The 26,240-nt window shown below is 69.0% G+C and carries 26 protein-coding genes; 10 read left to right on the forward strand and 16 right to left on the reverse strand.

All coding sequences use genetic code 11. The features are described 5' to 3' along the window. Window positions 1-13: 13 nt before the first annotated feature. The 5 genes from WS96_RS26120 to madL all read right to left on the reverse strand — a co-directional run bounded on the left by WS96_RS26120 (window position 14) and on the right by madL (window position 4,230). The gene (locus WS96_RS26120; RefSeq protein WP_059836548.1) at window positions 14-937 is read right to left on the reverse strand and encodes a biotin-independent malonate decarboxylase subunit beta; all 924 of its coding nucleotides are present in this window, start codon (window positions 935-937) and stop codon (window positions 14-16) included. Then, the gene (gene mdcC, locus WS96_RS26125; RefSeq protein ID WP_006485317.1) at window positions 934-1,248 is read right to left on the reverse strand and encodes a malonate decarboxylase acyl carrier protein; all 315 of its coding nucleotides are present in this window, start codon (window positions 1,246-1,248) and stop codon (window positions 934-936) included. The genes WS96_RS26120 and mdcC overlap by 4 nt, the downstream gene beginning before the upstream one ends. A 10-nt stretch (window positions 1,249-1,258) precedes the next feature. After that, entirely contained in the window at window positions 1,259-2,905 is a 1,647-nt protein-coding gene (mdcA, locus tag WS96_RS26130; protein WP_059836970.1) for a malonate decarboxylase subunit alpha, read from the reverse strand. Between the two features lie 150 nt (window positions 2,906-3,055). Then, window positions 3,056-3,823, reverse strand: a complete 768-nt coding sequence (madM, locus tag WS96_RS26135; RefSeq protein ID WP_027784056.1) for a malonate transporter subunit MadM — start codon at window positions 3,821-3,823, stop codon at window positions 3,056-3,058. Window positions 3,824-3,834: 11 nt separating this feature from the next. Then, window positions 3,835-4,230 (reverse strand): malonate transporter subunit MadL, encoded by a 396-nt coding sequence (gene madL / locus WS96_RS26140; protein WP_034206930.1) that lies wholly within the window; start codon window positions 4,228-4,230, stop codon window positions 3,835-3,837. 329 nt (window positions 4,231-4,559) lie between these two features. Here madL and WS96_RS26145 point away from each other — a divergent pair, with 329 nt between their 5' ends. Continuing rightward, the gene (locus tag WS96_RS26145; RefSeq protein WP_034206929.1) at window positions 4,560-5,408 is read left to right on the forward strand and encodes a LysR substrate-binding domain-containing protein; all 849 of its coding nucleotides are present in this window, start codon (window positions 4,560-4,562) and stop codon (window positions 5,406-5,408) included. Between the two features lie 141 nt (window positions 5,409-5,549). Beyond that, on the forward strand, window positions 5,550-5,831 hold the full coding sequence (locus WS96_RS26150) for a DUF4148 domain-containing protein (RefSeq protein ID WP_059836550.1): 282 nt from the start codon (window positions 5,550-5,552) through the stop codon (window positions 5,829-5,831). Window positions 5,832-5,864: 33 nt separating this feature from the next. On the opposite strand, the gene WS96_RS26155 is transcribed toward WS96_RS26150, so the two are convergent. Further along, entirely contained in the window at window positions 5,865-6,782 is a 918-nt protein-coding gene (locus WS96_RS26155) for a 3-hydroxyacyl-CoA dehydrogenase NAD-binding domain-containing protein (RefSeq protein WP_059836552.1), read from the reverse strand. 246 nt (window positions 6,783-7,028) lie between these two features. Here WS96_RS26155 and WS96_RS26160 point away from each other — a divergent pair, with 246 nt between their 5' ends. After that, complete coding sequence (locus tag WS96_RS26160) at window positions 7,029-7,469, forward strand: Hsp20/alpha crystallin family protein (protein ID WP_034206926.1); 441 nt, start codon at window positions 7,029-7,031, stop codon at window positions 7,467-7,469. Window positions 7,470-7,485: 16 nt separating this feature from the next. Next, window positions 7,486-7,896 (forward strand): Hsp20/alpha crystallin family protein, encoded by a 411-nt coding sequence (locus WS96_RS26165; RefSeq protein ID WP_059836554.1) that lies wholly within the window; start codon window positions 7,486-7,488, stop codon window positions 7,894-7,896. Between the two features lie 112 nt (window positions 7,897-8,008). Here WS96_RS26165 and WS96_RS26170 read toward each other — a convergent pair whose 3' ends face one another. Continuing rightward, window positions 8,009-8,308 carry a TFIIB-type zinc ribbon-containing protein gene (locus WS96_RS26170; RefSeq protein WP_059782609.1) on the reverse strand — a complete coding sequence of 100 codons (300 nt, stop codon included), beginning with the start codon at window positions 8,306-8,308 and terminating at the stop codon, window positions 8,009-8,011. A gap of 90 nt (window positions 8,309-8,398) precedes the next feature. Then, complete coding sequence (locus WS96_RS26175) at window positions 8,399-9,154, reverse strand: TerC family protein (protein ID WP_059836556.1); 756 nt, start codon at window positions 9,152-9,154, stop codon at window positions 8,399-8,401. 111 nt (window positions 9,155-9,265) lie between these two features. On the opposite strand from WS96_RS26175, the gene WS96_RS26180 reads away from it, so the two are divergent. Both WS96_RS26180 and WS96_RS26185 read left to right on the forward strand, forming a co-directional pair. Beyond that, window positions 9,266-10,159, forward strand: coding sequence for a LysR family transcriptional regulator (locus WS96_RS26180; RefSeq protein ID WP_059836558.1), 894 nt, complete (start codon window positions 9,266-9,268; stop codon window positions 10,157-10,159). Window positions 10,160-10,275: 116 nt separating this feature from the next. Then, window positions 10,276-11,448 carry a DUF2242 domain-containing protein gene (locus tag WS96_RS26185; RefSeq protein ID WP_059836560.1) on the forward strand — a complete coding sequence of 391 codons (1,173 nt, stop codon included), beginning with the start codon at window positions 10,276-10,278 and terminating at the stop codon, window positions 11,446-11,448. Window positions 11,449-11,709: 261 nt separating this feature from the next. Here WS96_RS26185 and WS96_RS26190 read toward each other — a convergent pair whose 3' ends face one another. Continuing rightward, a complete protein-coding gene (locus tag WS96_RS26190) occupies window positions 11,710-12,630 on the reverse strand; it encodes a pyridoxal-phosphate dependent enzyme (protein ID WP_059836971.1) in 921 nt (306 codons plus the stop codon). 161 nt (window positions 12,631-12,791) lie between these two features. Here WS96_RS26190 and WS96_RS26195 point away from each other — a divergent pair, with 161 nt between their 5' ends. Both WS96_RS26195 and WS96_RS26200 read left to right on the forward strand, forming a co-directional pair. After that, a complete protein-coding gene (locus tag WS96_RS26195; protein ID WP_059836562.1) occupies window positions 12,792-13,703 on the forward strand; it encodes a LysR family transcriptional regulator in 912 nt (303 codons plus the stop codon). 563 nt (window positions 13,704-14,266) lie between these two features. Next, window positions 14,267-15,466, forward strand: coding sequence for an MFS transporter (locus WS96_RS26200; RefSeq protein WP_059782601.1), 1,200 nt, complete (start codon window positions 14,267-14,269; stop codon window positions 15,464-15,466). Between the two features lie 254 nt (window positions 15,467-15,720). On the opposite strand, the gene WS96_RS26205 is transcribed toward WS96_RS26200, so the two are convergent. The 3 genes from WS96_RS26205 to WS96_RS26215 are packed head-to-tail and all read right to left on the reverse strand — an operon-like array spanning window position 15,721 to window position 19,381. Continuing rightward, window positions 15,721-16,743: a histone deacetylase family protein gene (locus WS96_RS26205; protein WP_059836564.1), complete on the reverse strand. Its 1,023-nt coding sequence runs from the start codon at window positions 16,741-16,743 to the stop codon at window positions 15,721-15,723. A gap of 24 nt (window positions 16,744-16,767) precedes the next feature. Then, on the reverse strand, window positions 16,768-18,039 hold the full coding sequence (locus tag WS96_RS26210; protein ID WP_059836567.1) for a Zn-dependent hydrolase: 1,272 nt from the start codon (window positions 18,037-18,039) through the stop codon (window positions 16,768-16,770). 31 nt (window positions 18,040-18,070) lie between these two features. Then, entirely contained in the window at window positions 18,071-19,381 is a 1,311-nt protein-coding gene (locus WS96_RS26215; protein WP_059836568.1) for an MFS transporter, read from the reverse strand. 179 nt (window positions 19,382-19,560) lie between these two features. On the opposite strand from WS96_RS26215, the gene WS96_RS26220 reads away from it, so the two are divergent. Next, window positions 19,561-20,517: a LysR family transcriptional regulator gene (locus tag WS96_RS26220; protein ID WP_034206911.1), complete on the forward strand. Its 957-nt coding sequence runs from the start codon at window positions 19,561-19,563 to the stop codon at window positions 20,515-20,517. Between the two features lie 57 nt (window positions 20,518-20,574). On the opposite strand, the gene WS96_RS26225 is transcribed toward WS96_RS26220, so the two are convergent. The 4 genes from WS96_RS26225 to speB all read right to left on the reverse strand — a co-directional run bounded on the left by WS96_RS26225 (window position 20,575) and on the right by speB (window position 25,194). Beyond that, window positions 20,575-21,645, reverse strand: coding sequence for a porin (locus WS96_RS26225; protein ID WP_059836570.1), 1,071 nt, complete (start codon window positions 21,643-21,645; stop codon window positions 20,575-20,577). 158 nt (window positions 21,646-21,803) lie between these two features. Further along, a complete protein-coding gene (locus WS96_RS26230) occupies window positions 21,804-23,234 on the reverse strand; it encodes a purine-cytosine permease family protein (RefSeq protein ID WP_059836572.1) in 1,431 nt (476 codons plus the stop codon). Window positions 23,235-23,768: 534 nt separating this feature from the next. Then, window positions 23,769-24,233: a GNAT family N-acetyltransferase gene (locus WS96_RS26235; protein WP_059836574.1), complete on the reverse strand. Its 465-nt coding sequence runs from the start codon at window positions 24,231-24,233 to the stop codon at window positions 23,769-23,771. Further along, entirely contained in the window at window positions 24,226-25,194 is a 969-nt protein-coding gene (gene speB, locus WS96_RS26240; protein WP_059836576.1) for an agmatinase, read from the reverse strand. Before speB ends, WS96_RS26235 begins: the two co-directional genes overlap by 8 nt. Before the next feature lie 128 nt (window positions 25,195-25,322). Here speB and WS96_RS26245 point away from each other — a divergent pair, with 128 nt between their 5' ends. Next, window positions 25,323-26,240 (forward strand): LysR family transcriptional regulator, encoded by a 918-nt coding sequence (locus WS96_RS26245; RefSeq protein ID WP_059836578.1) that lies wholly within the window; start codon window positions 25,323-25,325, stop codon window positions 26,238-26,240.

The following is a 26,240-nucleotide window of genomic DNA, read 5'->3' on the forward strand; positions in this document are numbered from 1 at the left end:
CGTGGGGGTCGTTTCATTTCTGCTCCTGTAACTGGTCGGCGAGCGTGGCGAATTCGTCGTCGGACATGCCGGGAATCGCTTCCGGGCGATCCGCGCCGAGCATGCGCCACACGTCGAGCGCATCCTGGCAGGCGCCGAACCGTTCGACCCGCGCTTCGAGGCGCGCCTGCTCCGCGCGCAGCATCGCCGCATCGAACGCCGGCGCCCGGTCGATCAGCTCGAGCGCGGCCGCGCGGAACGCGTCCGGCGTATCGGCCACGTAGCGATCGGCGCCGCCGATCAGCCGGCGGTGCTTGCCGCCCATCGTGCGCCAGATCAGCGCGCGATCCTTCGAGTCGAATTCCTCGACGCCGCGATTGGTCTCGATCACTTCGGGGCCCGACACGCTGATGCGCCCCTGCTCCGACACGGCGAGTGCCGAACAGCACGCGGCGAGCAACCCGCCGCCGCCGTAGCAGCCTGCCCGCCCGCCGATCAGCCCGATCACCGGCACGCCGGCCGCACGCGCTTCGACGAGCGCGCGCATGATCTCGGCGATCGCGAGCTCGCCCGCGTTCGCTTCCTGCAGCCGCACGCCGCCCGTATCGAACAGGATCAGCACCGGCTTGCCGACGTCGCGCGCGGCGCGCAGCAACCCGGTGAGCTTCGCGCCGTGCACTTCGCCGAACGCGCCGCCCATGAAGCGGCCCTCCTGCGCGGCGACCAACACCGGCCGGCCGTCGAGCCGGCCGTGGCCGACCACCATCCCGTCGTCGAACTGCTGCGGCAGATCGAACAGCGGCAGGTGCGGGCTCGTCACGCGCTCGGCCGGCCCCAGGAATTCGCCGAAGCTGCCTGCGTCGAGCAGCCCGTCGATACGCTGCCGCGCCGACGCTTCGTACCAGCTCGCCCCATTCGCGACGAACGCCGGCGCGTCGTGAATCACGTCGCTCATCATGCGTCTCCCTCGATCGCGCGCACGGCCTGCGCGAGCCGCAGCGACACCATGTCGGGGCGCGCGCCGCCGTCGTTGATCGACAGCTTCAGACCGCCCGGCGTGCGTCGCTCGACGAAATCCGACACGACCGCCTGCCAGACCGCGCCGAAACCGACGGCCGCGGTGCGGATGTCGATCTCGCATTCGTTGCCCGGCAGCACGCGCTCGACCAGCACCTCGAGGTTGCCGGACGCGACCACGCCGACGAGCGCCGCGGCCTGCTCGCCCTTCGCGCGTTCGCGCGCGGTGAAGCGATAGTTCAACTGTTCCATGCCCTCTTCCTCACCAGTTGCGGAACCGGGCCGGCGGCGCATAGAGCCCGCCCGACCAGTGCACGAGATCCTTGATCGAACGCGCGGCGAGCCAGCGGCGATCGGCGTCGAGCGGATCGATGCCGAGATCTTCCGGGCGGCGGATCACGCCGCGCTCGCGCAGCCGTTCGACCAGCTTCCGGTCGCGGCCGCGGCCGACGTCCGTATAGCCGGCGACGCCGCGGATCGCGTGCTCGCGTTCGTCCTTGTCGCGGCACATCAGCAGGTTCGCGATCCCTTCCTCGGTGACGATGTGCGTGACGTCGTCGCCGTACACCATGATCGGCGCGAGGTCGAGCTGCAGCTTGTCGGCGAGCTTCAGCGCGTCGAGCTTCTCGACGAACATCGGCACGTTCTTGTCGCCGAACGTCTCGCCGATCTGCACGACCAGCTTGCGGCCGCGCCGCAGCGCCGCCGGCGTGTCGGGGTCGGCTTGCGCGCCGGCCTTCAGCCACGGCTCGCTCGGATGGCGGCGGCCGCGCGCGTCGCTGCCCATGTTCGGCGCGCCGCCGAAGCCGGCGATCCGCTCGGCCGTGACCGTCGACGAATGGCCCGCCAGGTCGATCTGCAGCGTCGAGCCGATGAACATGTCGCACGCATAGAGGCCGGCCGTCTGACAGAACGCGCGGTTCGAGCGCAGCGATCCGTCGGGGCCCGTGAACCATACGTCGGAGCGCGCACGGATGTAGTCGTCCATCCCGACTTCGGAGCCGAAGCAGTGGATCTGCTCGACCCAGCCCGATTCGATCGCGGGAATCAGCGTCGGGTGCGGGTTGAGCGCCCAGTGCGTGCAGACCTTGCCTTTCAGCCCGAGCTTCTCGCCGTAAGTCGGCAGCAGCAGCTCGATCGCGGCCGTGTTGAAGCCGATCCCGTGATTCAGGCGGCGGATGCCGTACGGCTCGTAGATGCCCTTGATCGCGAGCATCGCGGTCAGGATCTGCGTTTCGGTGATCGCGGCCGGATCGCGCGTAAACAGCGGCTCGACGTAGAACGGCCGACCGGCCTCGACGACGAAATGCACGCGATCGCCCGGGATGTCGACGCGCGGCACCTTGTCGACGATGCGGTCGACCTGCGCGATCACGATGCCGTCCTTGAACGCGGTGGCCTCGACGACGGTCGGCGTGTCCTCCGTGTTCGGGCCGGTGTACAGGTTGCCGTCGGCGTCGGCGCTCACGGCCGCGATCAGCGCGACCTGCGGCGTGAGGTCGATGAAGTAGCGGGCGAACAGCTCGAGGTAGGTATGCACCGCGCCGAGCGCGATCTTGCCGCCGAACAGCAGCTTCGCAATGCGCTGCGACTGCGGGCCCGAATACGCGAAGTCGAGACGCTTCGCGATCCCGCGCTCGAACACGTCGAGATGCTCGGGCAGCACGACGCCCGACTGCACCATGTGCAGATCGTGGATCTTCGCGCTGTCGACGTCGGCGAGCGCGGTGGCGAGCAAGTCGGCCTGCTTCTGGTTGTCGCCTTCGAGGCAGACGCGGTCGCCGGGGCGCAGCACCGCTTCGAGCAACGCGACGGTGTCGCGCGCATCGACCCGCTTGCCGTGCGCGTATGCCGTGCCGGCCGCGAGGCGTGCATCGCGCGCCTGCCGCGCGTGATTCCATCCCGTCATGAACAGTTCTCCGCTTCGATGGTTCAGCGGCATTCTAAGCCTGGCGCCGCCGCCGATTGATGATGTTGACGAATGCGACTCAGAGGACGCCGCGATGGATGCGGCCCGCCGCGGCCGGCACGCGCCGGCCGCCCGGATCGCACTTGGCGGCTATGCGCCGACCAGCGCGCGCGTCGTGAAGAACAGCAGCGAAGGCCCGAGCAGGCAGCCGACGCCGGTATGGAACGTCGCGACCAGCGCGCCGTACGGAACGAGCCGGCGATCGGTCGCGGCGAGCCCCGCGCTCACGCCGCTGACGGTGCCGGCCAGCCCGCCGAAGATCATCGCGGAGCGCGGCGTCTTCAGGCCCATGAAGTTGGCCGCGACCGGCGTGCCGACCATCACGATGATCGCCTTGACGAGCCCCGTCGCGATGCTGAGCGCGATCACGTCGGAGCTCGCGCCGATCGCCGCGCCCGTGACGGGCCCGACGATGTAGGTGACGGCGCCCGCGCCGATGGTCGTCATGCTGACCGCATCGGTATAGCCGAACGCGCGCGCGATGCACGCGCCGACGATGAACGGCAGCACGGTGCCGAGCAGCAGCGACACGACGCCGACGAGCCCGGCCTTGCGCGCCTCGGTCGGCTGCACCTCGAACGCGGTCGCGACGATCGCGAAATCGCGCAGCATCGCGCCGCCCATCAGGCCGATGCCGGCGAACAGCTTGACGTCGGCCAATCCCTTCTCGCCGCCGGTGAATGCGCCGCCGACGTACGCGAGCACGAGACCGATGACGATCGCGATCGCCGAGCCGTGCACGCGGCCGAACGTGAGCTTGCGCGACGCGATCGACGACAGCCACATGATCAGGCCGACCAGCGCGAACGACGCGACGAGCCCGTTGTGGGCGACGGTTTTTTCGAGCATCTGCAGCATGGCGGCCTCCGTTACCGTTCTTCGAATTGCGGCACGCCCGCGAAGGCCGTGTCGTCGCGCCCCATGCGCGCGAGTACCGCGATGCAGCATGCGCAGACCGCGACCGCGCCGACGGCGGCCAGCAGCGCGACCGGCCCGCCCTTGAGCGCGGCGACGACGTTCTGGTTCGCGGCCATCGCGACGACGACCGGGATGTACATCGCGCCCCAGAAACCGACGCCGGCCTCAGTCTCCTTCGGCAGCCAGCCGCGCCGATGCAGCCACAGGCGCAGGCAGATCAGCAGCAGCATCGCGATGCCGACGCCGCCGACGTTGGTCTTCACGCCGATGGCTGCGCCGAGCAGGTCGCCGAGAAACAGTCCGGCCAGGTGGCAGAACGCCAGCAGCGCGGTTCCGTAGATGATCATGAGTCGTCTCCAGTCTCTTCGTGACGGGCGCCTGACGCGTGCGGGAGCCAGGCCCGCACGCCGATCCCGGGCGGACTGTTCGTCTCCTGCGGCGGGGCGCCGCGGCCCGGCGGCTCGTCGTGCGAGCGCGTTCTCGGGGTCGATGGGATGATGCGGGTTCGGGCCGCACGCCGGATGGCTTAGACTGACCGATGCAGCCGGCGGCGCGACACGGGCTACGCGTCCGGTGCCCCCCCTTCGCGGAGGCCGCACTGGCGCGTGATCCGATACTAGCGCCGCAAAATCCGGCCATTTATGAAGTTGTCGAAACCGATTCAGTGGATTTAGCAATGCGTCCGTTACCGCCCGAGCTGCTGCGCAGCTTCGTCGCCGTCGCCCAGTCCGGCAGCTTCACCGCTGCGTCCGAGCGCGTGAGCCTGTCGCAGTCGACCGTCAGCCAGCATATCCGCCGCCTCGAGGAGCTGCTCGACCGGCCGCTGTTCGAGCGCGACACGCGCAACGTGCACCTGTCGCAGCACGGCGACGCGCTGTTCCGCTACGCGGTGCGCATCCTCGAACTGATGGACGAGGCCGTCACGTCGGTATGCGGGCCGCCGCTGTCGGGCAAGGTACGGCTCGCGATGTCGGAGGATTTCGCGTCGGCGCACCTGACGGCCGCGCTCGCGAGCTTCGTGCAGCGCAACCCGGACGTCGAACTCGCGATCTCGACCGGGCTGTCGGGCGACCTGTTCGACGCGCTCGACGAAGGCCGGCACGATCTCGTGTTCGCGAAACGCATCGCCGGCAGCCGGCGCGGCCGTGTGATCCGCAGCGAACCGCTGTACTGGTGCACCGGCCCCGATTCGCCGATCACCGGCCACGAAGCCGTGCTGCCGCTCGCGATGCATCCGGAACCGAGCGTGTCGCGCCGCCGCGTGCTCGAATCGCTCGAAGCCGTCGGGCGCCCTTACCGGATCGCCGTCGTGAGCAGCAGCATCGCGGTGTTGCGGGCGGCCGCGAGCGCGGGGCTCGGCGTCAGCGCGTTCGCCGGCTACGTGATCCCGGCCGGGCTCGCGCGGCTCGAGGCGGGACTGCCGGAACTCGGCGAACTCGAATACGTGATCGATCGCCCGGCGGCCGCGTCGCGCTCGACACTCGCGCTGGAAGCCACGCTGATCGCGGCGGCGGCCGAGTTGTAACGGCGCCGTGCGCACCTGACGGCTTTGCCCGGCACGCGTCATCGTCCGCGCAGCACCCGCTCGCGACAATGGGACCCATCGGAGGCGCGCCGCGCATCGCCACGCGCCTCCGATACCCCGTCCCCTTGATCGGAGCCCGCCATGAAGAACGTCCTGCGATTCGCCGCCGCGACCGCTGCAGCCGCGCTGCTGTCCCCCGCCTTTGCCCAGACCGACGCGCCGGCCCCCGCACCGGGCCTGACGCGCGCGGAAGTCGTCGACCAGCTCAAGCAGGCCTATCTCGACGGCGAACTGCCGACGAACGACGGCAACTACCCGCCGGACGCCGCGACCCGCGCGCGCAATCGCGAACTCGTGCAGGCCGCGAGCCCCGCGTGGCTGGCCCATGTGCCGCCCGCGCCCCAGGCAACGTCGCAGCAGTGACCGGCGCCGCCGCCGCGCGCGATCGGATCGCGATCAGGGCAGGAAGCTGCGGCGCCGCGCGTCGATCAGCTCGACGAGCAACCGGTCGCGCTCCGCCGCCAGTTCCTGCATCGAGCGCTCGCCCTGGATCGCGCGCAGCGCGTCGTTCAGCTTGCGATCGACTTCCGGATCGAACGAAGGCGTGCCGAGGTCGTCCCACCAGCTCGTGATCGGCCCCGACAGGTGCTCGAGAAAGTGCGCGATCCCGCCCGCGCCGCCGCCGAGGTGATAGGTCAGGCACTGCCCCATCAGCCCCCAGCGCAGGCCGGGGCCCCACGCGACGGCCTTGTCCGCATCGGCGACGCTCACGACGCCTTCGCCGACGAGGTGATACACCTCGCGAAACAGCGCGGCCGCGAGCCGATTCGCGACATGGCCGGTCATCTCCTTGTTCAGGACGATCGTCTGCTTGCCGAGCCCGTCGTAGAAACGCTTCACGCGTGCGATCACGTCCTGGCCGGTCGCATCGCCGCCGACCAGCTCGACGAGCGGAATCAGGTGCGGCGGATTGAACGGATGCGCGATCAGGCAGCGTTCCGGATGCTTCGCGCACGCGGTCTGGATCTCGGACATCTTCAGGCCCGACGAGCTCGACGCGATCGGCACGTGCGCGGGCAGCACGTCGTCCATCTGGCGATAGAGCGCGCGCTTCAGGTCGAGTCGCTCGGGGCCGCTCTCCTGCACGAAGTCGACGCCGTCCAGCGCACGCTCGAGATCGGCGTCGAACGACAGCCGCGCGGCAAGCTCCGCGGCCCGCTCGCCGAGAAACGCGGCCAGCGCGTCGCGCAGCCGCGCATCGGCCTGCGGGGCCGGGTCGGTCGCGACGACGTCGAAGCCCTGCGTCAGGTAGAAAGCGGCCCAGCTCGCGCCGATCACGCCGGCGCCGACGATCGCGATACGTCGAATGTCCATGGTTGTCCCGTGTGGTTGGTCTGCAGATATGCCGCGCCGATTGTCGCATCGAATCCCGCGCGCACGTGTCGACGCAGATTGCGCAATCCCTCTTGAAATGCGCGACGGCGGCCACTAATTAAGCGTCGTCGGGCAGTGCCTCATGCAACGCACCGCCCCCGTATCGATCCAGTGGAGCCCCCCGTCGCGCCCGCCGCAGGCGTCGCGCCGTCACGTCTCCCGCGTTCCCTGTTCAGGAGGACCAACATGAGCGGTATCCATTTCGGCAACGACCTGTTCGACGAATTCGCCCGCGTGCAGCGGCAGATGGCGAGCCTGCTCGGCGAGCGCCCGTCCGGCATCCGCGCGGTGCGCCCCGGCGCCTTTCCCGCACTCAACGTCGGCGCCACCGACGATGCGATCGAGATCGTCGCATTCGCGCCCGGCATGGCCGCGGCCGATTTCGACGTATCGATCGACAAGGATCTGCTGACGATCAGCGGCGAGCGCAAACCGGCGCCGCGCACCGAAGGCGACGACGTGCGCACGTATGCGCAGGAGCGCTTTCACGGCGCGTTCCGCCGCGTGGTCGAACTGCCGCGCGACGCGGACCCCGACCAGGTCAGTGCCCGCTACGAAAACGGCTGCCTGCTGATTCGCGTCGGTCGGCGCGAAGCATCGAAGCCGCGTGCGATCACCATTCAGTAACCCACAGGATACCCACATGAACACGAATCCGACCCTGGCCGAACGCCACCCGAGCACCGTTCACGCTGCCGCCGCCGAAGCCGCCCGCCGGCCCGCGATCGCCCCGTCCGTCGACATCGTCGAGGGCTCGCGCGGCGTCACGCTGCGGGCCGACCTGCCCGGCGTGCCGCGCGAGAACCTCGACGTGAAGGTGCACGACAATACGCTGACGATCGAAGCCGCCACGCACATCGACACGCCGGCCGAGCTGCGCGTACGGCACGCGGAAGTGCGGGCGACGCGCTATGCGCGATCCTTCGTGCTGAGCGCCGATCTCGACACGTCGCGGATCGACGCGAACCTGCGCGACGGCGTGCTGACGCTGACGATTCCGCGCCGCGAGGAAACGCGTCCGCGCCGCATCGACGTGACGGCGGGCAATGCGTGAAAGTCGATGCGCGTCCTGACACGACGCGCGTGAAAAAGCCCCGCACCGGCGCGATGCCGGGCGGGGCTTTGTTGCATCGAGCCGCGCGCATTCGGGCGCGCGGACGGCAGATTCAATCGAAATCGAACAGGTCGAACACCGACTTCTTGCGACGCCGGCCGTCGTGCCGGTATCGCTCGTCGTGCGAGCGGCCGTCGCGCCCCCAGCCGTCGTCGCGGCCGTGCTGCGCGTACGCATCGCGTTGCGCCGGCGTGTCGCGGCGAGCCGGCGCGTCATCGGTTTCGCGGGCGATCAGCTTGTCGAGTTCGCCGCGATCGAGCCACACGCCGCGGCAGGTCGGACAGTAGTCGATCTCGATCGACTGGCGCTCGGCCATCAGCAGATCGGGCGTCTTGCAGACAGGGCATTTCATCGCATTTCTCCTTTCCGTTCGAATTTCATTCGGAATCCGTATGAGGTGAAAGAGCCGGCCGCCGCGGCGGCCGGCGTCGCGCGTGCCGCGTCAGTCGCGCGCCGCGTGCGCCGCCCGCTTCGCCTTCGCGCGCCGCGCCAGCATGTTCATGCCCTCGACGAACGCCGAGAACGCCATCGCCGCATAGATGTACCCCTTCGGCACGTGCGAACCGAATCCTTCGGCGATCAGCGTCATGCCGATCACGACCAGGAACGACAGCGCGAGCATCACGATCGTCGGGTTGCGGTCGATGAAGCGTGCGAGCGGCTGCGCGGCGAACAGCATCACGGCCACGGCGACGATCACGGCGACGAACATGATCGGGACGTGCTCGGTCATGCCGATCGCGGTCACGATGCTGTCGATCGAGAACACGATGTCGAGCATCACGATCTGGCCGATCGCGGCCCACACCGTCAGGCCGGCCGCACCGACGGCCCCGCCCGCGCCGTTACCGTCGTGCGACACGTGGTGATGGATCTCGGTGGTCGCCTTCCACACGAGGAACAGGCCGCCCGACAGCAGGATCATGTCGCGCCACGAGAACGCATGGTCGAACAGCGTGAACACGGGTTCGGTGAGGCTCGCGATCCACGCGACGCTGCCGAGCAACGCGAGGCGCATCACCAGCGCGAGCGCGATGCCGAGGCGCTGCGTCCGCGCGCGCTGCGCCTCGGGCAGCTTGTTGCTGAGGATCGAGATGAAGATCAGGTTGTCGATGCCGAGCACGACTTCCATCACGACGAGCGTGAGGAGCGCGGCCCAGACGGCGGGGTCGGCGGCAAGCGTCAGCAGGTAATCCATGGAATGGGCCGATACGAAAGTGGAAAGCCCGATGATATGCCGCCCCCACACTTCGGAAAAATCAGAGAGAATCTGACCTTAGGTTCGGTTTTTACGATATATCCTGCTCCGATGCTGAATTTTCGACATCTGTACTATTTCTGGGTCGTCGTGAAGGAAGGCGGCTTCGCGCGTGCGGCCGCCCGACTGGACATGGCCGTGCAGACGATCAGCGCACAGGTGCGAGAGCTGGAGAAATCGCTCGGGCACCAGTTGCTGCGGCCGGCCGGGCGCGGCGTCGCGATGACCGACGCGGGGCAAGCCGCCTTCGCGCGCGCGGAGGTCATCTTCGAGATGGGCCGGCTGATTCCCGACGACGTGCGCGCGGCGGCCAGCCAGCCGACCGTGCGGCTCGCGGTCGGCCTCGCGGACGGCATCTCCAAGCTCGCCGCGCACGCGATCCTGGCCCCGGTGCTCGACACGCCCACGCTGCGGCTGCTGTGCCACGAGGGCGAGCACGACGCGCTGCTCGCGGAACTCGCGCTGCATCATCTGGATCTCGTGCTGGCCGGTCAAGGCGCGCCGTCCGGGTCGAACCTGCGCGTGACGAGCGAGCGCCTCGTCGCGTCGCCGGTCGACTGGTACGGGCCCGCAGCGCTCGTCACGCCGAGCGCACGGCAGCGCTTTCCGCAGTGCCTGGCCGGCCTGCCGGTGCTGCTGCCGACCGCGCATTCGGCATTGCGCGCGCGTCTCGACCTGTGGCTGGAAAGCGAGCGGATCGTGCCGCGGGTGGCCGGGGAGTTCGAGGACAGCGCGCTGATGGCCGTGTTCGCGGCGCGCGGCCTCGGCGTGTTTCCGCTGAGCGAACTCGGCGCGAACGACGCGTCGCTGTTGCGCGGGCTCAGGCGGCTCGGCCGGGCGGGCGACGTGACCGAGGAAATCCACGCGATCCGCTCGCGGCGCGGCGAACATCATCCGCTGACGTCGCGCTTGCTGGCCGCGGCGCACGGCGCGCCGGCCGTCTGAAGCGAGCGCGACATCAAACGAAACTATAATGTCGCCCCGGCCACACGAGACGTGTGTGCACGCCCATCCGGGCACCACCCTTGCGCCGCCTCTCGCCGAGCCTTCTGAAAGACGCCATGCACAACCGATTTCGCCTGTTTTCCGTTTCGTGCGCGCTCGCGGCCGCGACCGTGCTGGCGGCATGCTCGTCGCCGCCCAAGCCGATCTACCAGCAGGAACAGTTCGACGCGACCAGCAGCCCGTATGCGCATACGTTCCACTCGAAATCCGACGCGGCCTGCGAGGCCGCGCGGCGCGCGCTGCTGAGCCAGGGCTACGTGGTGTCGTCGTCGCGCAACGATGCCGTCGACGGCAGCAAGAATTTCCAGCCGAGCAACGACATGCACGTCGTGATCGAGTTTCACGTCGTGTGCGCGGATGCGAATGCGGACGGCTCGTCGAGCATCGCGTACGTGAACGCGGTGCAGGACCGCTATACGCTGAAGAAGTCGAATACGTCGGCCAGCGTCGGCCTCAGCGTGTTCGGCTCGCTGTCGCTGCCGATCGGGTCGAGCGACGATGCGCTCGTCAAGACCGCGAGCGAGACGATTCCCGCCGGCGTGTTCTATGAGCGCTTCTTCAATCTCGTCGACCATTTCCTGAAGATCGATCCGGCGCGCCGCGACCGTGCGACCGTGAAGGCCGCCGAGAAGGAGCCCGTCGCGCCGCTGCCCGAGCCCGCGCCGACGCCGCAGGGCGAGCCGATGAAGATGACGACGCCGGTCGTGCCGACGCCGCCCGCCGCGCCGGTGCCGCTTTCGGCGCCGGGCATCGCGCCGGGGTCGGGTGCAAATGCCGTGCCGTCGGCGGCATCGGCCGTCGCGGCGCCTGCAACGCGCGCTGCCGCGCCGGCGGCGGCGTCCGGGTCGGTACCGGCTTCGGGCGCCGCGCCCGCAGCGGCGTCCGCGCCTGCGCCGGCTTCGGCGGCCGGTCCGGCGCCTGCGTCGGCTCCCGCATCAGCGCCTGCTCCCGCATCAGCGCCTGTGCCGACTTCCGGGCCGGCAACCGCGCCGGCCCCTTCGTCGACCTCAGGTTCGACGGCCGCACCGGCTTCCGCGCCCGCGTCTGCTCCGAGTCCGGCAGCAGCGCCGGCCACCGCCGCTCCGTCGTCGGTCGCGTCCGCGCCTTCGGCGGCAGCGGCGGCACCCGCGTCGGCACCGGCGCCGTCGAGCGCATCGCCTGCGCCGGTTGCCGCCGATCCGGCCGCATCGTCCGCGTCGTCCGGCGCGAGCGCGCCAACCGCGCACTGATCGCGCTCCCGTATCGTCGCGCCCGGCCGAATGCGCCGTAGCGCGACGGTACGCCGGCCTTCCGCGTCATTCCCCGAAACCGTTCATGCCCATGCGGCCGTACGCGCGCCGCGCATGGCCGCCCGGGATTGATGGGATGACGGCAAGGCAACGCCGACGCATCGCCGCTGGCCGCACGCCGCCCAAGCCCGCAGTTCACCCCTCGCGACGATCGCAGTCGGCCCGCCGTCTCGCGACTGCGCCGTCTGCCCGCGCCCTCGCCTACCGCAACGTCGCGCGCAGCGTCTGCAAATGCTCGACGGTCGTGGTCACGCCGCCGCAGACGATCACCGCGATGTCCGCTGCCGACGCGAGCACCGGCACCGGCCGCTCCAGCGCGGCCAGCGCAGCGCCGCACGCAGGCTCGACGACGATCCTGTGTTCGTCGAGAAACCGCAGCGATGCAGCCACCGCGTCGGCATCGGACACGACGACCGGATGGATCGCGTGGCGTGTCGCCCATTCGACCGCCGCGTCGCACGGCCGCTTCGCGCCGAGCGTCGTCGCGATGCTCGCGATGGCCGCCAGTTCGACCGGACGCCCCTGCGCGAGCGAGCGCGCGTAGCAGTCGGCGCCTTCCGTCTCGGCCGCGACGACCGGCACGTCGTGCCAGCCGTTGCGCGCCAGCCCTTCGAGCACGCCGCACAGCAGACCGCCGCCGCCGACCGCGAGCACGACCGCGTCGGGCTTCGGGCCTGCCGCCGCCATCTCGTCGATCATCGTCGCGTGCCCCTGCCACAGGATGCGGTCGTCGAACGGATGCACGAACGCGTCGTGCTCGCCGAGCGCCGACTGCGCGAACGCGTTCGCCTCCGCCCAGCTCGCGCCGTGCACCACGAGTTCCGCGCCTTCGACGCGGATCAGCTCGCGCGCCCGGGCCGACGTGCTTTCCGGCACGACGACGCGCACCGGCACGCCCAGCTCGCGGCCGCAATACGCGACCGCGATGCCCGCGTTGCCGCCCGACGACGACACGAACCGCCGGGCCCCGTCCGCCTGGCGCGCTTCGCAGACGGCGCCGATGCCGCGCAGCTTGAACGAGCCTGACGGCTGCAGCGCATCGAGCTTCAGCCGGATGGCCTTGCCGAGCCGACGGGACACGATGGGCGAGCGGATATAAGGAGTCGGGATATGAAGCGGCATGAGACGGGACGCAATGAGAACGGAGGACACGCACGCGACGCGCGACGAAGCGAATGCGGCAACGACGGTCATCGTACGGCACGCTCGCCATGCTTTCCAATACCATCGAATGGCGTTTGCTATGCTTTGCAGGCATATCCACTCACCGGACCGGACACCGCATGCGCCAGATCGAACTGCGTCACCTGCGCTACTTCGTCGCCGTCGCCCAGGCCGGCAGCGTGATGGCCGGCGCCCGCGCGGCCGGCATCGTGCAGCCCGCGCTGTCGCGGCAGATCCGCGAGCTCGAGGACGCGATCGGCACGCCGCTGCTGATCCGTCGCGCGACGGGCGTCACGCTCACGGCGGCCGGCACGAGCTTCCTGCACGATGCGACCGGCCTGCTCGCCATGCTGCAGGACAGCCGCGAGCGCGCGTTGCGCAGCGCGGCCGGCCAGCTCGGCGAACTGCGGCTCGGCGCGCTGCCGAACTGCCTGCCGTTGCCGGTCGTCGCGAACGTCCTGAAGGCGTTTCGCGATGCGTGCCCGGACGTGAAACTGTCGATCGCGCCGATGCTGTCGGCCGAACAGGCGAGCGCGCTGATGCGCGGCCAGCTCGACGCCGGGATCATGGCGTGGCGTCGCGAGGAAGCGCCGCACCTGACGGGCGTACGGCTGTTGAGCGATCGCTTCGTGCTGGCGATGCCCGCGCCGCCGGGCGGCCGCTTCGTCGCGCCGCGCACGCTGGCCGACGTCGCGAACGAGCCGTTCGTCTGGTTCGATGCGCAGCGCTCCGCCGCGCACCACCGGTTCCTGATGACCCAGTGCCAGCAGGCCGGCTTCACGCCGCGCATCGCGCAGGTCGGCAGCGACATCCCGACGCTGATCGGTCTCGTCGCGGCCGGGATGGGCTGCGCGTTCGTGCCGCAAAGCGCGTCGCCGACCTGCCCGCGCACGGTCCGGCTCGTCGCGCTCGACGAACTCGCGAGCCGCTTCGACATCGAGTTCGTGTTCGACGGCGCGGCGGCGGCGCCGTCGCCGGTCGTCGCGCGTTTCTTGGCGGCGGTCCGCGCGGCGGCCGGCGAATCGGGCTGAACGAACGCGGATGCGTCGGCGCGCGATCGGACGATGCACGTTGCAGCACCGACGGACGGAATGCCCCTTTCCGCGGTCCCGGCGTTTCTGCGGTTTTCGTGGACTCAACGACACCATCGCGTCATCGAAAAATCTTTCGGGACGCCGACGGACGACGCCACGACACCGCAATTTTCAAATTGACACCAAAAACAGCCGTTTAACGCCGATTCGAATCGTCATGGCCCGAAATATACTGCGCGCGCATCCAACCCCTCGTGCCAAAGAGAGGATGCGTTTTCGCCCCGGCCACGGTCCCCCTGTGGTCGGGGCTTTTTTGCCGTCGGGCCTGGCGGCGAAAGGCTTTCCGGCCATTGCGCGACGCCGGCCATCGGCGATCGCCTTCCCCGCCGAAGCTCGGCTCCCGGGTCACGCCATGCACGTGGCCCGCACGCTGCATTGTTGACATGAAATCAAGATAATTTCGCCCGGATGCGGCTTTTTCCGCAAAAGTCATGCTGGCACACTTCACGCTGTCCTCGACGGCCTCGTGCCGTCGTTCCCCGACTACAGGAGCTCACCGCGTGAACCCCACGACTTCCTCCCCGTCCCGCGGCGGCGCCGCACTGCCGCTGCTCGCGCTCGCCGCCGGCGCGTTCGGCATCGGCACGACCGAGTTCTCGCCGATGGGTCTGCTGCCCGTGATCGCCGACGGCGTGCACGTGTCGATACCGCAAGCCGGCATGCTGATCAGCGCGTATGCGATCGGCGTGATGGTCGGCGCGCCGCTGATGACGCTGCTGCTCGCGCGCTGGTCGCGCCGCGCCGCGCTGATCGCGCTGATGTCGATCTTCACGATCGGCAACCTGCTGTCGGCCGTCGCACCGGACTACACGACGCTGCTGCTCGCGCGGCTCGTGACGAGTCTCAACCACGGCGCGTTCTTCGGGCTCGGCTCGGTGGTCGCGGCGAGCCTCGTGCCGCGCGACAAGCAGGCCAGCGCGGTCGCGACGATGTTCATGGGCCTGACGATCGCGAACGTCGGCGGCGTGCCGGCCGCGACCTGGCTCGGCCACCTCATCGGCTGGCGCATGTCGTTCGCGGCGACCGCCGGCCTCGGCGTGATCGCGATCGCCGGCCTGTTCGCCGCGCTGCCGAAGGGCGAAGCCGGCACGATGCCCGACCTGCGCGCCGAACTCTCCGTGCTGACGCGGCCCGTCGTGCTCGGCGCGCTCGGGACGACCGTGCTCGGCGCCGGCGCGATGTTCACGCTCTATACGTACGTCGCACCGACGCTCGAACACCTGACGGGCGCCACGCCCGGCTTCGTGACCGCGATGCTGGTGCTGATCGGCGTCGGCTTCTCGATCGGTAACGTCGCGGGCGGCCGGCTGGCCGACCGCTCGCTCGACGGCACGCTGATCGGCTTCCTGGTGCTGCTGATCGCGACGATGGCGGCGTTCCCGCTGCTCGCCGCCACGCATGCGGGCGCCGGCGTCACGCTGCTGGTCTGGGGGATCGCGACGTTCGCGGTCGTGCCGCCGCTGCAGATGCGCGTGATGCGCGCGGCCCACGAAGCGCCGGGCCTCGCGTCGGCCGTCAACATCGGCGCATTCAACCTCGGCAACGCGGTGGGCGCCGCCGCCGGCGGTGCGGCGATCTCGGCCGGGTTCGGCTACGCGGCGGTGCCGCTCGTCGGCGCGCTGATCGCCGCCGCCGGACTCGCGCTCGTCATGCTGCAGGTCACGCAGCGCCGCCGCGCGCCGGCCGCCGCGAATTCGTGAGCGCGGGCGCGCCCGGGCCGCCTGCACCCTTCCGCACGCATTTTCACGGCCGCGCCATTGAACCGATCCATGAAGCTGGACGGTTGACGTCCAGGCTGTTCAGGAAGACCGAACACTAACGCTCGGCACTGTCCAAGAAATCCAAGCGGTTCAATCATGAAAAACACCCCAAAGGTTGGTTGCCCAACTTTTGGGGTGCAGTTCACATGCGGCCGTTTTCACTGTCGGCGTACGGTCCGATTCCGCCGGCCCGGTCAGCGCCCCGCGGCAAACCCGCCGAAGAACGCGCGCGCATTCGCATCGAGACTCTCGAGGTGATAGCCGCCTTCCTGCACGATCACCGTCGGCAATCCGAGCGCACCGATCGCGCCGCCGAGCCGTCCGAACCCGTCGGTCGTGACCGCGACCTGCGATTGCGGATCGTCCTTGTAGATGTCGAAGCCGAGCGCGAGCACGAGCGCATCGGGCTGGAACCGCGCGAGCGCGCGCAGCGCGTCGTCGAGCCGCTCGAAGAACGCCGACTCCGGCGCGCCGTGCGGCATCGGCAGGTTGAGGTTGAAGCCGGCGCCGGCGCCTGCCCCCGTCTCTTCCTCGTAGCCCGCGACGACCGGGTAGAAGTTGGTCGGGTCGCCGTGAATCGATACGTACAGCACATCGTCGCGGCCGTAGAAAATCTCCTGCACGCCCTGCCCGTGATGCATGTCGGTATCGAGAATCGCGACGCGGCGATGGCGACCGAGCAGCGCCTGCGCGGCGATCGCCGCGTTGTTCAGGTAGCAGAAGCCGCCGGCCGCGTCGCGGCGCGCATGATGACCGGGCGGCCGGCACAGCGCGTACGCCTCGCGTGCGCCGTCGTTGACGTCTGCGGCCGCGGCCAGCGCGTCCTGCGCCGACCAGTACGCCGAGCGCCACGTATTCGCGCCCACCGGGCAACTGCCGTCGGCGAGATAGCGCGCGGCTTTCGCGAGCACGCCGCGCAGCGGGTTCGGATCGCGCACGAACACGTTCGACATCACTTCGTCGCCCCAGTCGTCGGGCATCCGCTTCCAGTCGCGGTGCGCGTCCTCGAGAAAACGCAGGTAGTTCATGTCGTGCACGGCCGCGATCGACGCGGCGCCGCGGTCGGCCGGCTCGCGCACGTCGAAGTCGAGCGACCGGACGGCCGCGACCAGCCGCGCCGCGCGTTCGGGCACTTCCTGCGGCTCGCGCATCTGCCCGCGCGACAGGTAGCTGCGCGGATGGTGCAGCAGTTGTTCGGGATGGAAATAGGTTTTCATGAAGGTCCTCGTCGATTCGCCGTGTCAGGCGCCGTGCGACACGGCCGGCGCTTCGACGCGCGTCGCGATGCCCGCGCGCGCCAGCACCGCGTGGAGCAGCACGTTCGTGCCGCGCGTCACGTCGTCGGGCAACGCATCCTCGGCTTCGTTGTGCGACAGGCCGTCGACGCACGGAATGAACACCATCGCGGTCGGGCAGCGACGTGCGAGCAGGATCGCGTCGTGGCCGGCGCCGCTCACGATCCGCTCGTGCGTGTAGCCGAATGCGGCAGCCGCCTGTGCGACCAGCCCGACGCAATCGCGGTCGAACGGCGTCGCCGGGCTGCGCCAGCAGGTATCGATCGCCACCTGCACGCCGCGCGCGGCGGCAACGCGGGCGCATGCGTCGCGCAGGTCGCGCTCCATCGCATCGACTTCGGCATCGTCGTGATGGCGCAGGTCGACCGTGAACGTCAGGTCGCCGGCAATCGTGTTGCGCGATGCGTGGCGAATCCCGACCTGCCCGATCGTCGCGAGCCCGCGCGGCGCGTAGGCGGCGACGATCCGTTCGAGCTCGAGCGCGATCTGCGCGCTCGCGAAATACGCATCCTTGCGATACGGCATCGGCGTCGTGCCCGCGTGCGCGGCCACGCCCGTCACCGTCACGTCGAGCCAGCGGATCGCCTGGCCGCCCGTGACGACGCCGATCGTCGTGCCGTTCGCCTCGAGCACCGGCCCCTGTTCGATGTGCGCCTCGAAATACGCGTCGACCGCGCCGCCCGTCGCGCGCGTGCCGCGATAGCCGCACGCGTCGAGCGCCGCGCCGAGCGTGACGCCGTCGGCGTCCTCCTTCGCGAGCGCGTCGTCGAGCGGCAACGCGCCCGTGAACACGGCCGAGCCGAGCATCGCCGGCGCGAAGCGCGCGCCTTCCTCGTTGGTCCACGACACGATCTCGAGCGGCTTGTCGGTCGCGATGCCCGCGTCGTTCAGCGTGCGCACGAGTTCGAGCGCGGCGAGCACGCCGTAGACGCCGTCGAAGCGGCCGCCTTCGGGCTGCGTGTCGAGATGGCTGCCGATCAGCACCGGCGCGGCGTGCGCATCGGCGCCGTCGCGCCGGGCGAACAGGTTGCCGACGGCATCGACGCTCACCGTCAGCCCCGCGTCGCGGCACCATTGCGCGAACAGGTCGCGTCCGCGCCGGTCGTCATCGGTGAGCGCGAGGCGCCGCACGCCGCCGCGCGGTGTCGCGCCGACGCGCGCCATGTCGGCCAGGCTGCGCCACAAGCGGGCGCCGTCGATTTCCAGCAGGTCGTTCATATGCATTCCGGATCGATTCGTTCGTTGAGGTTCAATGCGAGCCGAGCGCTTCGGCGGCGGCCGGCCGCGCGGCGCGGCGCGCATCGAGCGCGACGATGCAGAGCAGCGAAATGCCGGCGAGACACGTGTAGAACACCGCGATCGGCCACCACTGGCCCGTGAAGCGATGCGCGAGCCACGTGCCGACGAGCGGCGTCAGGCCGCCCGCGATCGCGCCGCAAATCTGGTAAGCGAGCGAGATCGCCGAATAACGCACGTGTGCGGGAAACACGTCGCTGACGAAGCCCGCGATCACCGAGTAGAAGCCGGCCATGCAGACGACGGCGAGCGCGATGCCCGCGATCAGCGACGCCGACGTGCCGCCCTGCACGAGCATGAACATCGGATACGGCGACAGCATCGCGAGCAGCGCCGCGAGTTTCAGGAAGCGCGCCCCGCCGATGCGCTCGGCGATCCACGCGGCGAGCGGCTGCGCGAAGAACTGGATGATCGCGACCGCGAACAGGCTGTCGAGGATCAGCGAGCGCGATACGCCGACGTACTGGGTCGTGTACGCGATCATGAACGTATTCGTGAAATAGACGCCCGCGATGCCGATCGTGTTCGCGCCGATACAGAGCAGCACGAGCCCCGACGCGGAACGGAACACTTCCGCGACCGGCAGCTTCACCGTGCGGTTGGCTTCCTTGACCCGCGCGAATTCCGGCGACTCGTTCACGCCGAGCCGGATCAGGATGCCGACCACGAGCAGCACCGAACTCGCGAGAAACGGCAGGCGCCAGCCCCACGCGAGGAAATCGGCCTTGTCCATCGACGTGACCGCGCGGAACGCGATCAGCGACAGGATCAGCCCGGCCGGGCTGCCGAGCTGCGCGAACGACGCGAAGAACGTGCGGCGCCCCTGCGGCGCATGCTCGCCCGCCATCAGCACCGCGCCGCCCCATTCGCCGCCGACCGCGATCCCCTGCACGATGCGCAGCGCGACGAGCAGCACCGGCGCGAGGATGCCGACCTTCGAATAATCGGGCAGCAGCCCGACGCAGACGGTCGCGACGCCCATCATCATCAGCGTCGTCATCAGCGCCTTCTTGCGGCCGATGCGGTCGCCGAGATGGCCGAAGATCACGCCGCCGAGCGGACGCGCGAAGAAGCCGACCGCGAACGTCGCGAACGACGCCATCGTGCTGACGAACGGATCGTGCGACGGGAAATAGAGTTCGCCGAACACGAGCGCGGCGGCGGTCGCGTAGATGTAGAAGTCGTACCACTCGATCATCGTGCCGATGAACGCGGCCGTCGCGGCGCGTCCCGGCTGGCGGGCGGAAGGAAGGGACTGGGTCATGCGGGCTCCTGACGCACGCCGCGGCGGGGCGACGCGCAATATCGTGACGACGGCCGTCTGTCGCGGCCTCGCGCCGCACGCTGCGGCGCCCCTCCTTTATCGGCGACCGCAAATCATTAGTCAAATTTCAAGTTATTATTCGCGATATAAATCGAACTAATGACCGCTCCGGAGACCCGATGCGCCCCGATCTCGCCCCGTTCCTGAACGACCGCCTCGACTGGAACCTGTTGCGCACCTATCTGGTGATCATGCAGGAGCGCAGCGTGAGCCGCGCGGCCGCCCGCCTGCACGTCACGCAGCCGGCCGTCAGCCAGGCGCTGCGGCGGCTCGAGGAGACGCTCGAGCGCCGGCTGATCGAGCGGCGCGGCGCGCACTTCGCGCCGACGCCGGCCGGCGAAGCCGTGTACCGGATCGCGAGCGACATCTACGGCGGCATCTCGCGCCTCGAGACCGAAATCGACGACAGCACGGCCGACCTGACCGGCTCGATCCGGCTGCTGACGGTGAGCCGCATCGAATCGCCCGTCTACGACGAGTTCCTCGCGGATTTCCATCGCGCGTATCCGCGTATCGATCTGCAGATCGAAGTGATGCGCTCGTCGGACATCCTGTCGTCGCTGCTGCAGAAAACGGCCACGGCCGGGCTCGGCCTGTGCCGCACGCCGCACGACAAGCTGGAAATGCGCTGCTTCCTGCGCCAGCGCTACGCGATCTACTGCGGCCGCCATCACCGGCTGTTCGGGCAGACGCAGTTGCGGATGGACGACCTGCTCGCGGAGAATTTCGTGTCGTTCACGAGCGACCAGATCGGCGACAGCCTGTCGCCGCTCACCGTGTTCCGCGACCAGAGAGGCTTCACGGGGCGCATCGTCGCGTCGTCGCCGAGCCTCGAGGAAGTGCGGCGGCTGATCTTCGCGGGCTACGGGATCGGTTGCCTGCCCGAGCACATCGTGCGCGACGACATCGCGCAACAACGGCTGTGGCGACTACCGCCCGACGACGGGCTCGTCGATGTCGACGTGTTCCTGCTGTGGCATCGCGACCGCAAGATGAATGCGGCCGAGCACGCGTTTCTCGACGCGATGGAGCGCTGCATGCAGCGCTACTCGCTCGCGGAGCGGCTCGGGAAATGACGGCGCGCGTGCGGCCGGGACTCGCGCCGGGCGCCCAAGGCCCCGGCGCGGCGCGCGTTAAAAGCGATGCACTATACCGAGTTGCACGCCGCGCGCATTCGCGCCCGGGTACGCGAGCGGCAGGCCGGGATTCGCCGCACCGGCGAGCGTGTAGCCGGCCTGGTTGCGGTTGCGCAGGTAAGACAGCGCACCGTAGAAGCTCGTGCGCTTCGACAGATCGTACCCGACCATCAGCCCGAGCTGATCCGCATTGTTGCCTTGTGACGACTGGTCGTGCAGGTACGCGTAACCGAGCGCGACGTAGCTGGCAGGATTGAACTGGTATTTGACCGACAACCCGTACACGCGCGAATCGATCCCGAGGTCGGCCCACTTCACTGCGGAAAAGCCGCCGTACACGGTCGCGTTGCCGATCGCGTAGGACGCACCGGCCATGAGCGTGCGATCGGTCGTGGTCGCCGCGGCGTTCTTCAACCACTGGCCCGCGACGAACGCGCCGAACGGGCCGTGTTCGTAGGTCACGTCGAACTGCTGGCTGGAACCGGCCGAGCGTACGCCGCCCGCGTCGCCGAACCCGAAATACAGCCCGCCCTGGAAACCGGCGATCTCCGGGCTCTGGTACGACAGCGTGTTGCTCGTGCGGAACGCGAACACGGTCAGGTTGTCCATGCCGGACGCCTGCGTGACGCCGCCGAACGCATCCTGCCCGCCCTGGTCGTTGAATAGCGGCGAATTCTGCCGGCCCGCGCGCACCTTGCCCCACTGTCCCGCGATGCCGACCCACGCCTGCCGGTTGAACATGCTGCCGGCGCTCGCGAGCGAGCCGTCGTTCGGATTGAAGCCGTTTTCCAGCGCGAACTCGATCTTCTGGCCGCCGCCGATATCCTCGCCGCCCTTCAATCCGAATCGACTCCCCCACTGGCCGCCCGAATTGATCGCGGCCGTATAGCCGTTGCCCGTATTCACGTACTGCGCGAATTCGTCGATCACGCCGTACAGCGTGACGCCGTCCTGCGCGCGCGCAGCGCCCGAACCGGCGACGCAGGCGATCGCCACCGCGACACGAACACCGGCGTGCACCGGCTGCGCGCGGCCATCGACGCCGCGCACTTCACTATGCTTAGTCATACTATTCAATGGACAGAGGTTGAAACGATATCTGGCGCGGCATGAATGCCGCACCGCCATCGCGGGATACGGGATTGTGTCGACAGCGCCCGGCGCAGGCTGCGCCCGGCTTCGCGCTCAGGCTGGCGGCTTGCCGGCCCGATGCGCGAGACGTGTCGTCAGTGGTGGACTTCGCCGCGTTCGAGCGGCAGGATCAGGCGCTCGGGAATGCTGCGTCGCGACGCGCGGGCGCCGACGTAATACAGCACGGCCGGCACGACGAGACCGAGGATCCACGAGATATCGGTGCCGCCGAGCGCATCGACGAGCGGCCCCGTGTAGATGTGCGTCGACATGAACGGCAACTGCACCAGGATGCCGACCACGTAGATCGTGATGGCCATCGCGTTCCAGCGGCCGTAGCGGCCATCCGGATCGGACAGCGCCGGCACGTCGTAGCGCGACCGCGTGAAGCAGTAGTAGTCGACGAGGTTGATCGCGCTCCACGGCGTGAAGAACGCGAGCAGGAACAGGATGAACGCGGTGAACTCCTTCAGGAACGAATGACGGCCCGCGAGCGCGATCAGCGTCGACACGCAGATCATCCCAAAGATGTAGACGAGGCGGCTCTTCGACGATACCGCGCCCTTGCCGCGAAAACCGCTGACGATCGTGGCCATCGACATGAAGCTGCCGTACGCGTTCAGCGCCGTCACCGTCACCTTGCCGAACGCGATGCTGAGATACAGCAGCGCGGCCACGGCGCCCGTCGAGCCCAGGCCGACGATGTACGACACTTCATGGTGCGCGAACTGGCTGCCGGCGAGCGCGGCCGCGAACACGCCGAACACCATCGCCGCCTGTGCGCCGATCACCGAGCCGAGGCCGACCGCGAGAAACGTCGCGACCGACGACGTCGAGCGCGGCAGATAGCGCGAATAGTCGGCCACGTACGGGCCGAACGCGATCTGCCACGACGCGGACAGCGACATCGCGAGCAGAAAGCTCGGCAGCGAGAAATGCCGGTTCGCGAGCAGCGCGCCGATGTCGTGGTTCGCGAACAGTTGCGCGAACATGTAGACGAACGCGACGATGCCGACCACGCTCGCGATTCGGCCGACGAAATGGATCGCGCGATAGCCGAACACGGTCAGCACCACGATCACGGCCGCGAACAGCAGGATGCCGGCCGCGTCGTCGACGTGCAGCAGTTGCGCGACGGCCTGCCCGGCCAGCACCGAGCCGCTCGCGGAAAAGCCGATGTACATCAGGCACACCAGCACGATCGGGATCATCGCGCCGTACACGCCGAACTGCACGCGGCTCGAGATCATCTGCGGCAGACCGAGCTGCGGCCCCTGCGCGCCGTGCAGCGCCATCACCGCGCCGCCGACGAGCTGGCCAAGCAGCAGCGCGACCAGCGACCAGAACACGTCGCCGCCGAGCACGACCGCGAGCGCGCCCGTGACGATGGCCGTGATCTGCATGTTGGCCGACAGCCACAGCGTGAACTGGCTCAGCACGCCGCCGTGGCGCTCGGCGTCGGGAATGAAGTCGATCGAGCGAACCTCGATCAGTCCGCCGGCTTTTCCACTGGAATTCGTTGACACGGGTCAATCTCCAAAATACTCAGGATCACATATGGTTTGAACGAGACGGGAAGCTGCGAGCCGCCCTTTCGGCTCGTCGAATGCGGGGCGCCGTGGATCGCCGGCATGCGCCACGCACGCAGGGTCTGCCCGCTGGCGCGCAAGCGGCACGACGCGTGCCGACATTGCCAGCGGATGATCTTGTATATACAACTTGCGAGATATCGGTGATTACCCGATATCGATCGACTTTCGAAATTGTCCGAGCAATCGCGGTCTACCTGCGCAGGTTTTGCCTCAAGCCGGGCGTCGGGAAAATGAAAGCTCGATCGGGGGTGGCCGGCCGGGCGTGGCTGCCATGGCGCCGGCGGGAGGAGGTTCGGCAGGTGTCGTGCGGCGTCGATGTCGCGCGCGCCGCCACGCGTTGGCGTCGTGGCGACGCAGCGCCACGCCATCGCGCGGTCGGCGCGCGCATGCGGCAATGACCTGATTGCCCGGTCTGACCAAGCAGTTGTCCGAACCGGGCAAACGCCGAGATCCGAACAACGCGTCCGATCAGCCGCGCTGCCCGACCTGAAACGTGAGGATCTCGTCCCCCGCGTCGTCCAGCTCGCCGGTCGGCGTCCAGCCGAGGTGACGATAAAACCCGTACGCGCGCGACGCGGGATCGGTCGAGCAGCCGAGAAACAGCGACGTGATGCCGTTCGCCGCGAAATCGTCGATCACATGCCGCAGCAACTGCTTGCCGATCCCCGCTCCTTCGTACTCGGGCAGCATCGCGAGCACGACGATCTCGCCCGAGACGGTCTCGCCGAAGCAGTAGCCGACCATGCATCCGCGCGCGCAGCACACGTGGCCCGAGAACAGCCCGTCGCGGATACCGTCGCCCCAGCTTTCGACGGTGATGCCGAGCGCGCGCAACTGCGCTTCGGTGAACGCGTTCTCGCGGGTGCGCGCCCGCAGCGCGATGCATTCGGCGGCGTCGCCGGGAACGGCCTTGCGCCAGGTGAGGTCATCCATCGATCGACGCGTCCTTTTTCTGCCGCCGGCGCGACGCATACAGGCAGATCAGCTCCAGCGCGATCGTCGCACCGGCCAGCGACGTGATTTCCGCATGATCGTACGGCGGCGACACTTCGACCACGTCCATGCCGACCAGGTCGATGCCGTCGAGGTGACGCAGGATCTCGAGCGCCTGATGGCTCGACAGGCCGCCCGAGACCGGCGTCCCGGTGCCCGGCGCGAACGCCGGATCGAGACAGTCGATGTCGAACGTCAGGTACACCGGACGATCGCCGACGCGCTCGCGAATGCGCGCGGCGACCGCGGCGGGCGTCGACCCATGCACGTGGCGCGCATCCTGGATGTCGAACCCCATCGGTTCGTCGTTGGTCGTGCGGATGCCGATCTGGGCCGACCGTTCGGGCACGACCCACCCTTCCCGCGCCGCGTGATAGAACATCGTCCCGTGATCGATGCGCTTCACGCCGCGGTCGGGCCACGTGTCGGTGTGCGCGTCGAAATGCACGAGCGACAGCGGCCCGTGCACCTTCGCATGCGCCTTGAGCAGCGGATACGTGATGAAGTGATCGCCGCCGAGCGTCAGCATCGCGCAGCCACGCGCGAGAATCGCGTCGGCATGCCGCTCGATCGCGCCCGGCACCGATTCGGGCTGCCCGAGATCGAACGCGCAATCACCGTAATCGACCGCGGCCAGCACGTCGAACGGATCGAACGACCACGGCCACGGGCGCTCCCACGCGATGCCCGTCGACGCGATCCGCAACCCGCGCGGGCCGAACCGCGTGCCGGGACGGTGCGATGCGGCGGAATCGAACGGCACGCCGGTGATCGCGAGATCGACGCCGTCGAGATCGCGGCTGAAACGCCGGCGCATGAAGCTCGTCGCGCCCGCGAAACTCGGTTCGGCCCGGGTGCCGTAGAGGCTGTCGCGCGTGAACGCGAAATCGTTCTGGCTCATCGTCGGATTCCTGTCTGAAGGGGACACGGTCGCACGGTTGGCGACCTCGTGGCCGATTCTGCCTCCCCCGTACGCAACGAAAAATATGAACTAACATAAGCCGACTTCACAAAATACGATGTATCGCCATGCTGACCCGACTCAGAGACATGGATGTGCAGTTGCTGCGGCTCTTTCTGACGATCGTCGAAAGCGGCGGCTTCAGCGCCGCGCAGGGTACGCTCGGCATGGCGCCGTCGACGATCAGCACGCAGATGGCCAAGCTCGAGACGCGGCTCGGGTTCCGGCTCTGCGATCGCGGTAAAAGCGGCTTCCGGCTGACGCCGAAGGGCGAACGCGTGCTGCAGTCGACGCGCCGGCTCCTGCACGCGATGGACGTGTTCACGCGCGACACGCAGCACGTATCGGGCACGTTGCTCGGCGAATTGCGCATCGGCCTGTCCGAGCGGCTCTCCCCCGACGTCGTCGAATCGATCGCGGCGGCCGTCGGGCGCTTTCGCGAGCGCGCGCCGGACGTGCTGATCGAAATGATCGCGGTGCCGCCCGACGAGTTGGAACGCCGACTGCTGAAAGGCGAACTGCACCTCGCGATCGGCTATTTCTCCGGCCATCAGGCCGGCCTGCACTACGCGCCGCTGTTCGTCGAGCATCAGTCGCTGCATTGCGGCGCCCGCCATCCGCTGTTCGCGAAGAAAACCGTGTCGATCAACGACATCGCCCGCGCGAGCAACGTCGCGCGGCTCTACAAGACGAACACGTCGGGAGCAGCGCTGCGCAATGCGCAGCCGACCGCGTTTTCGGAAAACGTCGACGCCGACGTGATCTTCATCCTGTCGGGCGCGCATGTCGGCTTCCTGCCCGACCACGTCGCGGCGCCGTGGGTCGCCGCCGGGAAGATGCGCCGGCTGCTGGCGAGCAAGCTGAGCCACGCGGTCGAATTTCAGCTCGCGACACCGAGGAATTCCGACGGCAGCGAAGCGCTGGATGCGTTCACGGCGGCGCTCGCCGAGCAGTTCGGCGCGCTCGATGCGAACGCAGATGGATAG

The organism is Burkholderia sp. MSMB1835 (assembly GCF_001526365.1).
Lineage (GTDB): Bacteria > Pseudomonadota > Gammaproteobacteria > Burkholderiales > Burkholderiaceae > Burkholderia.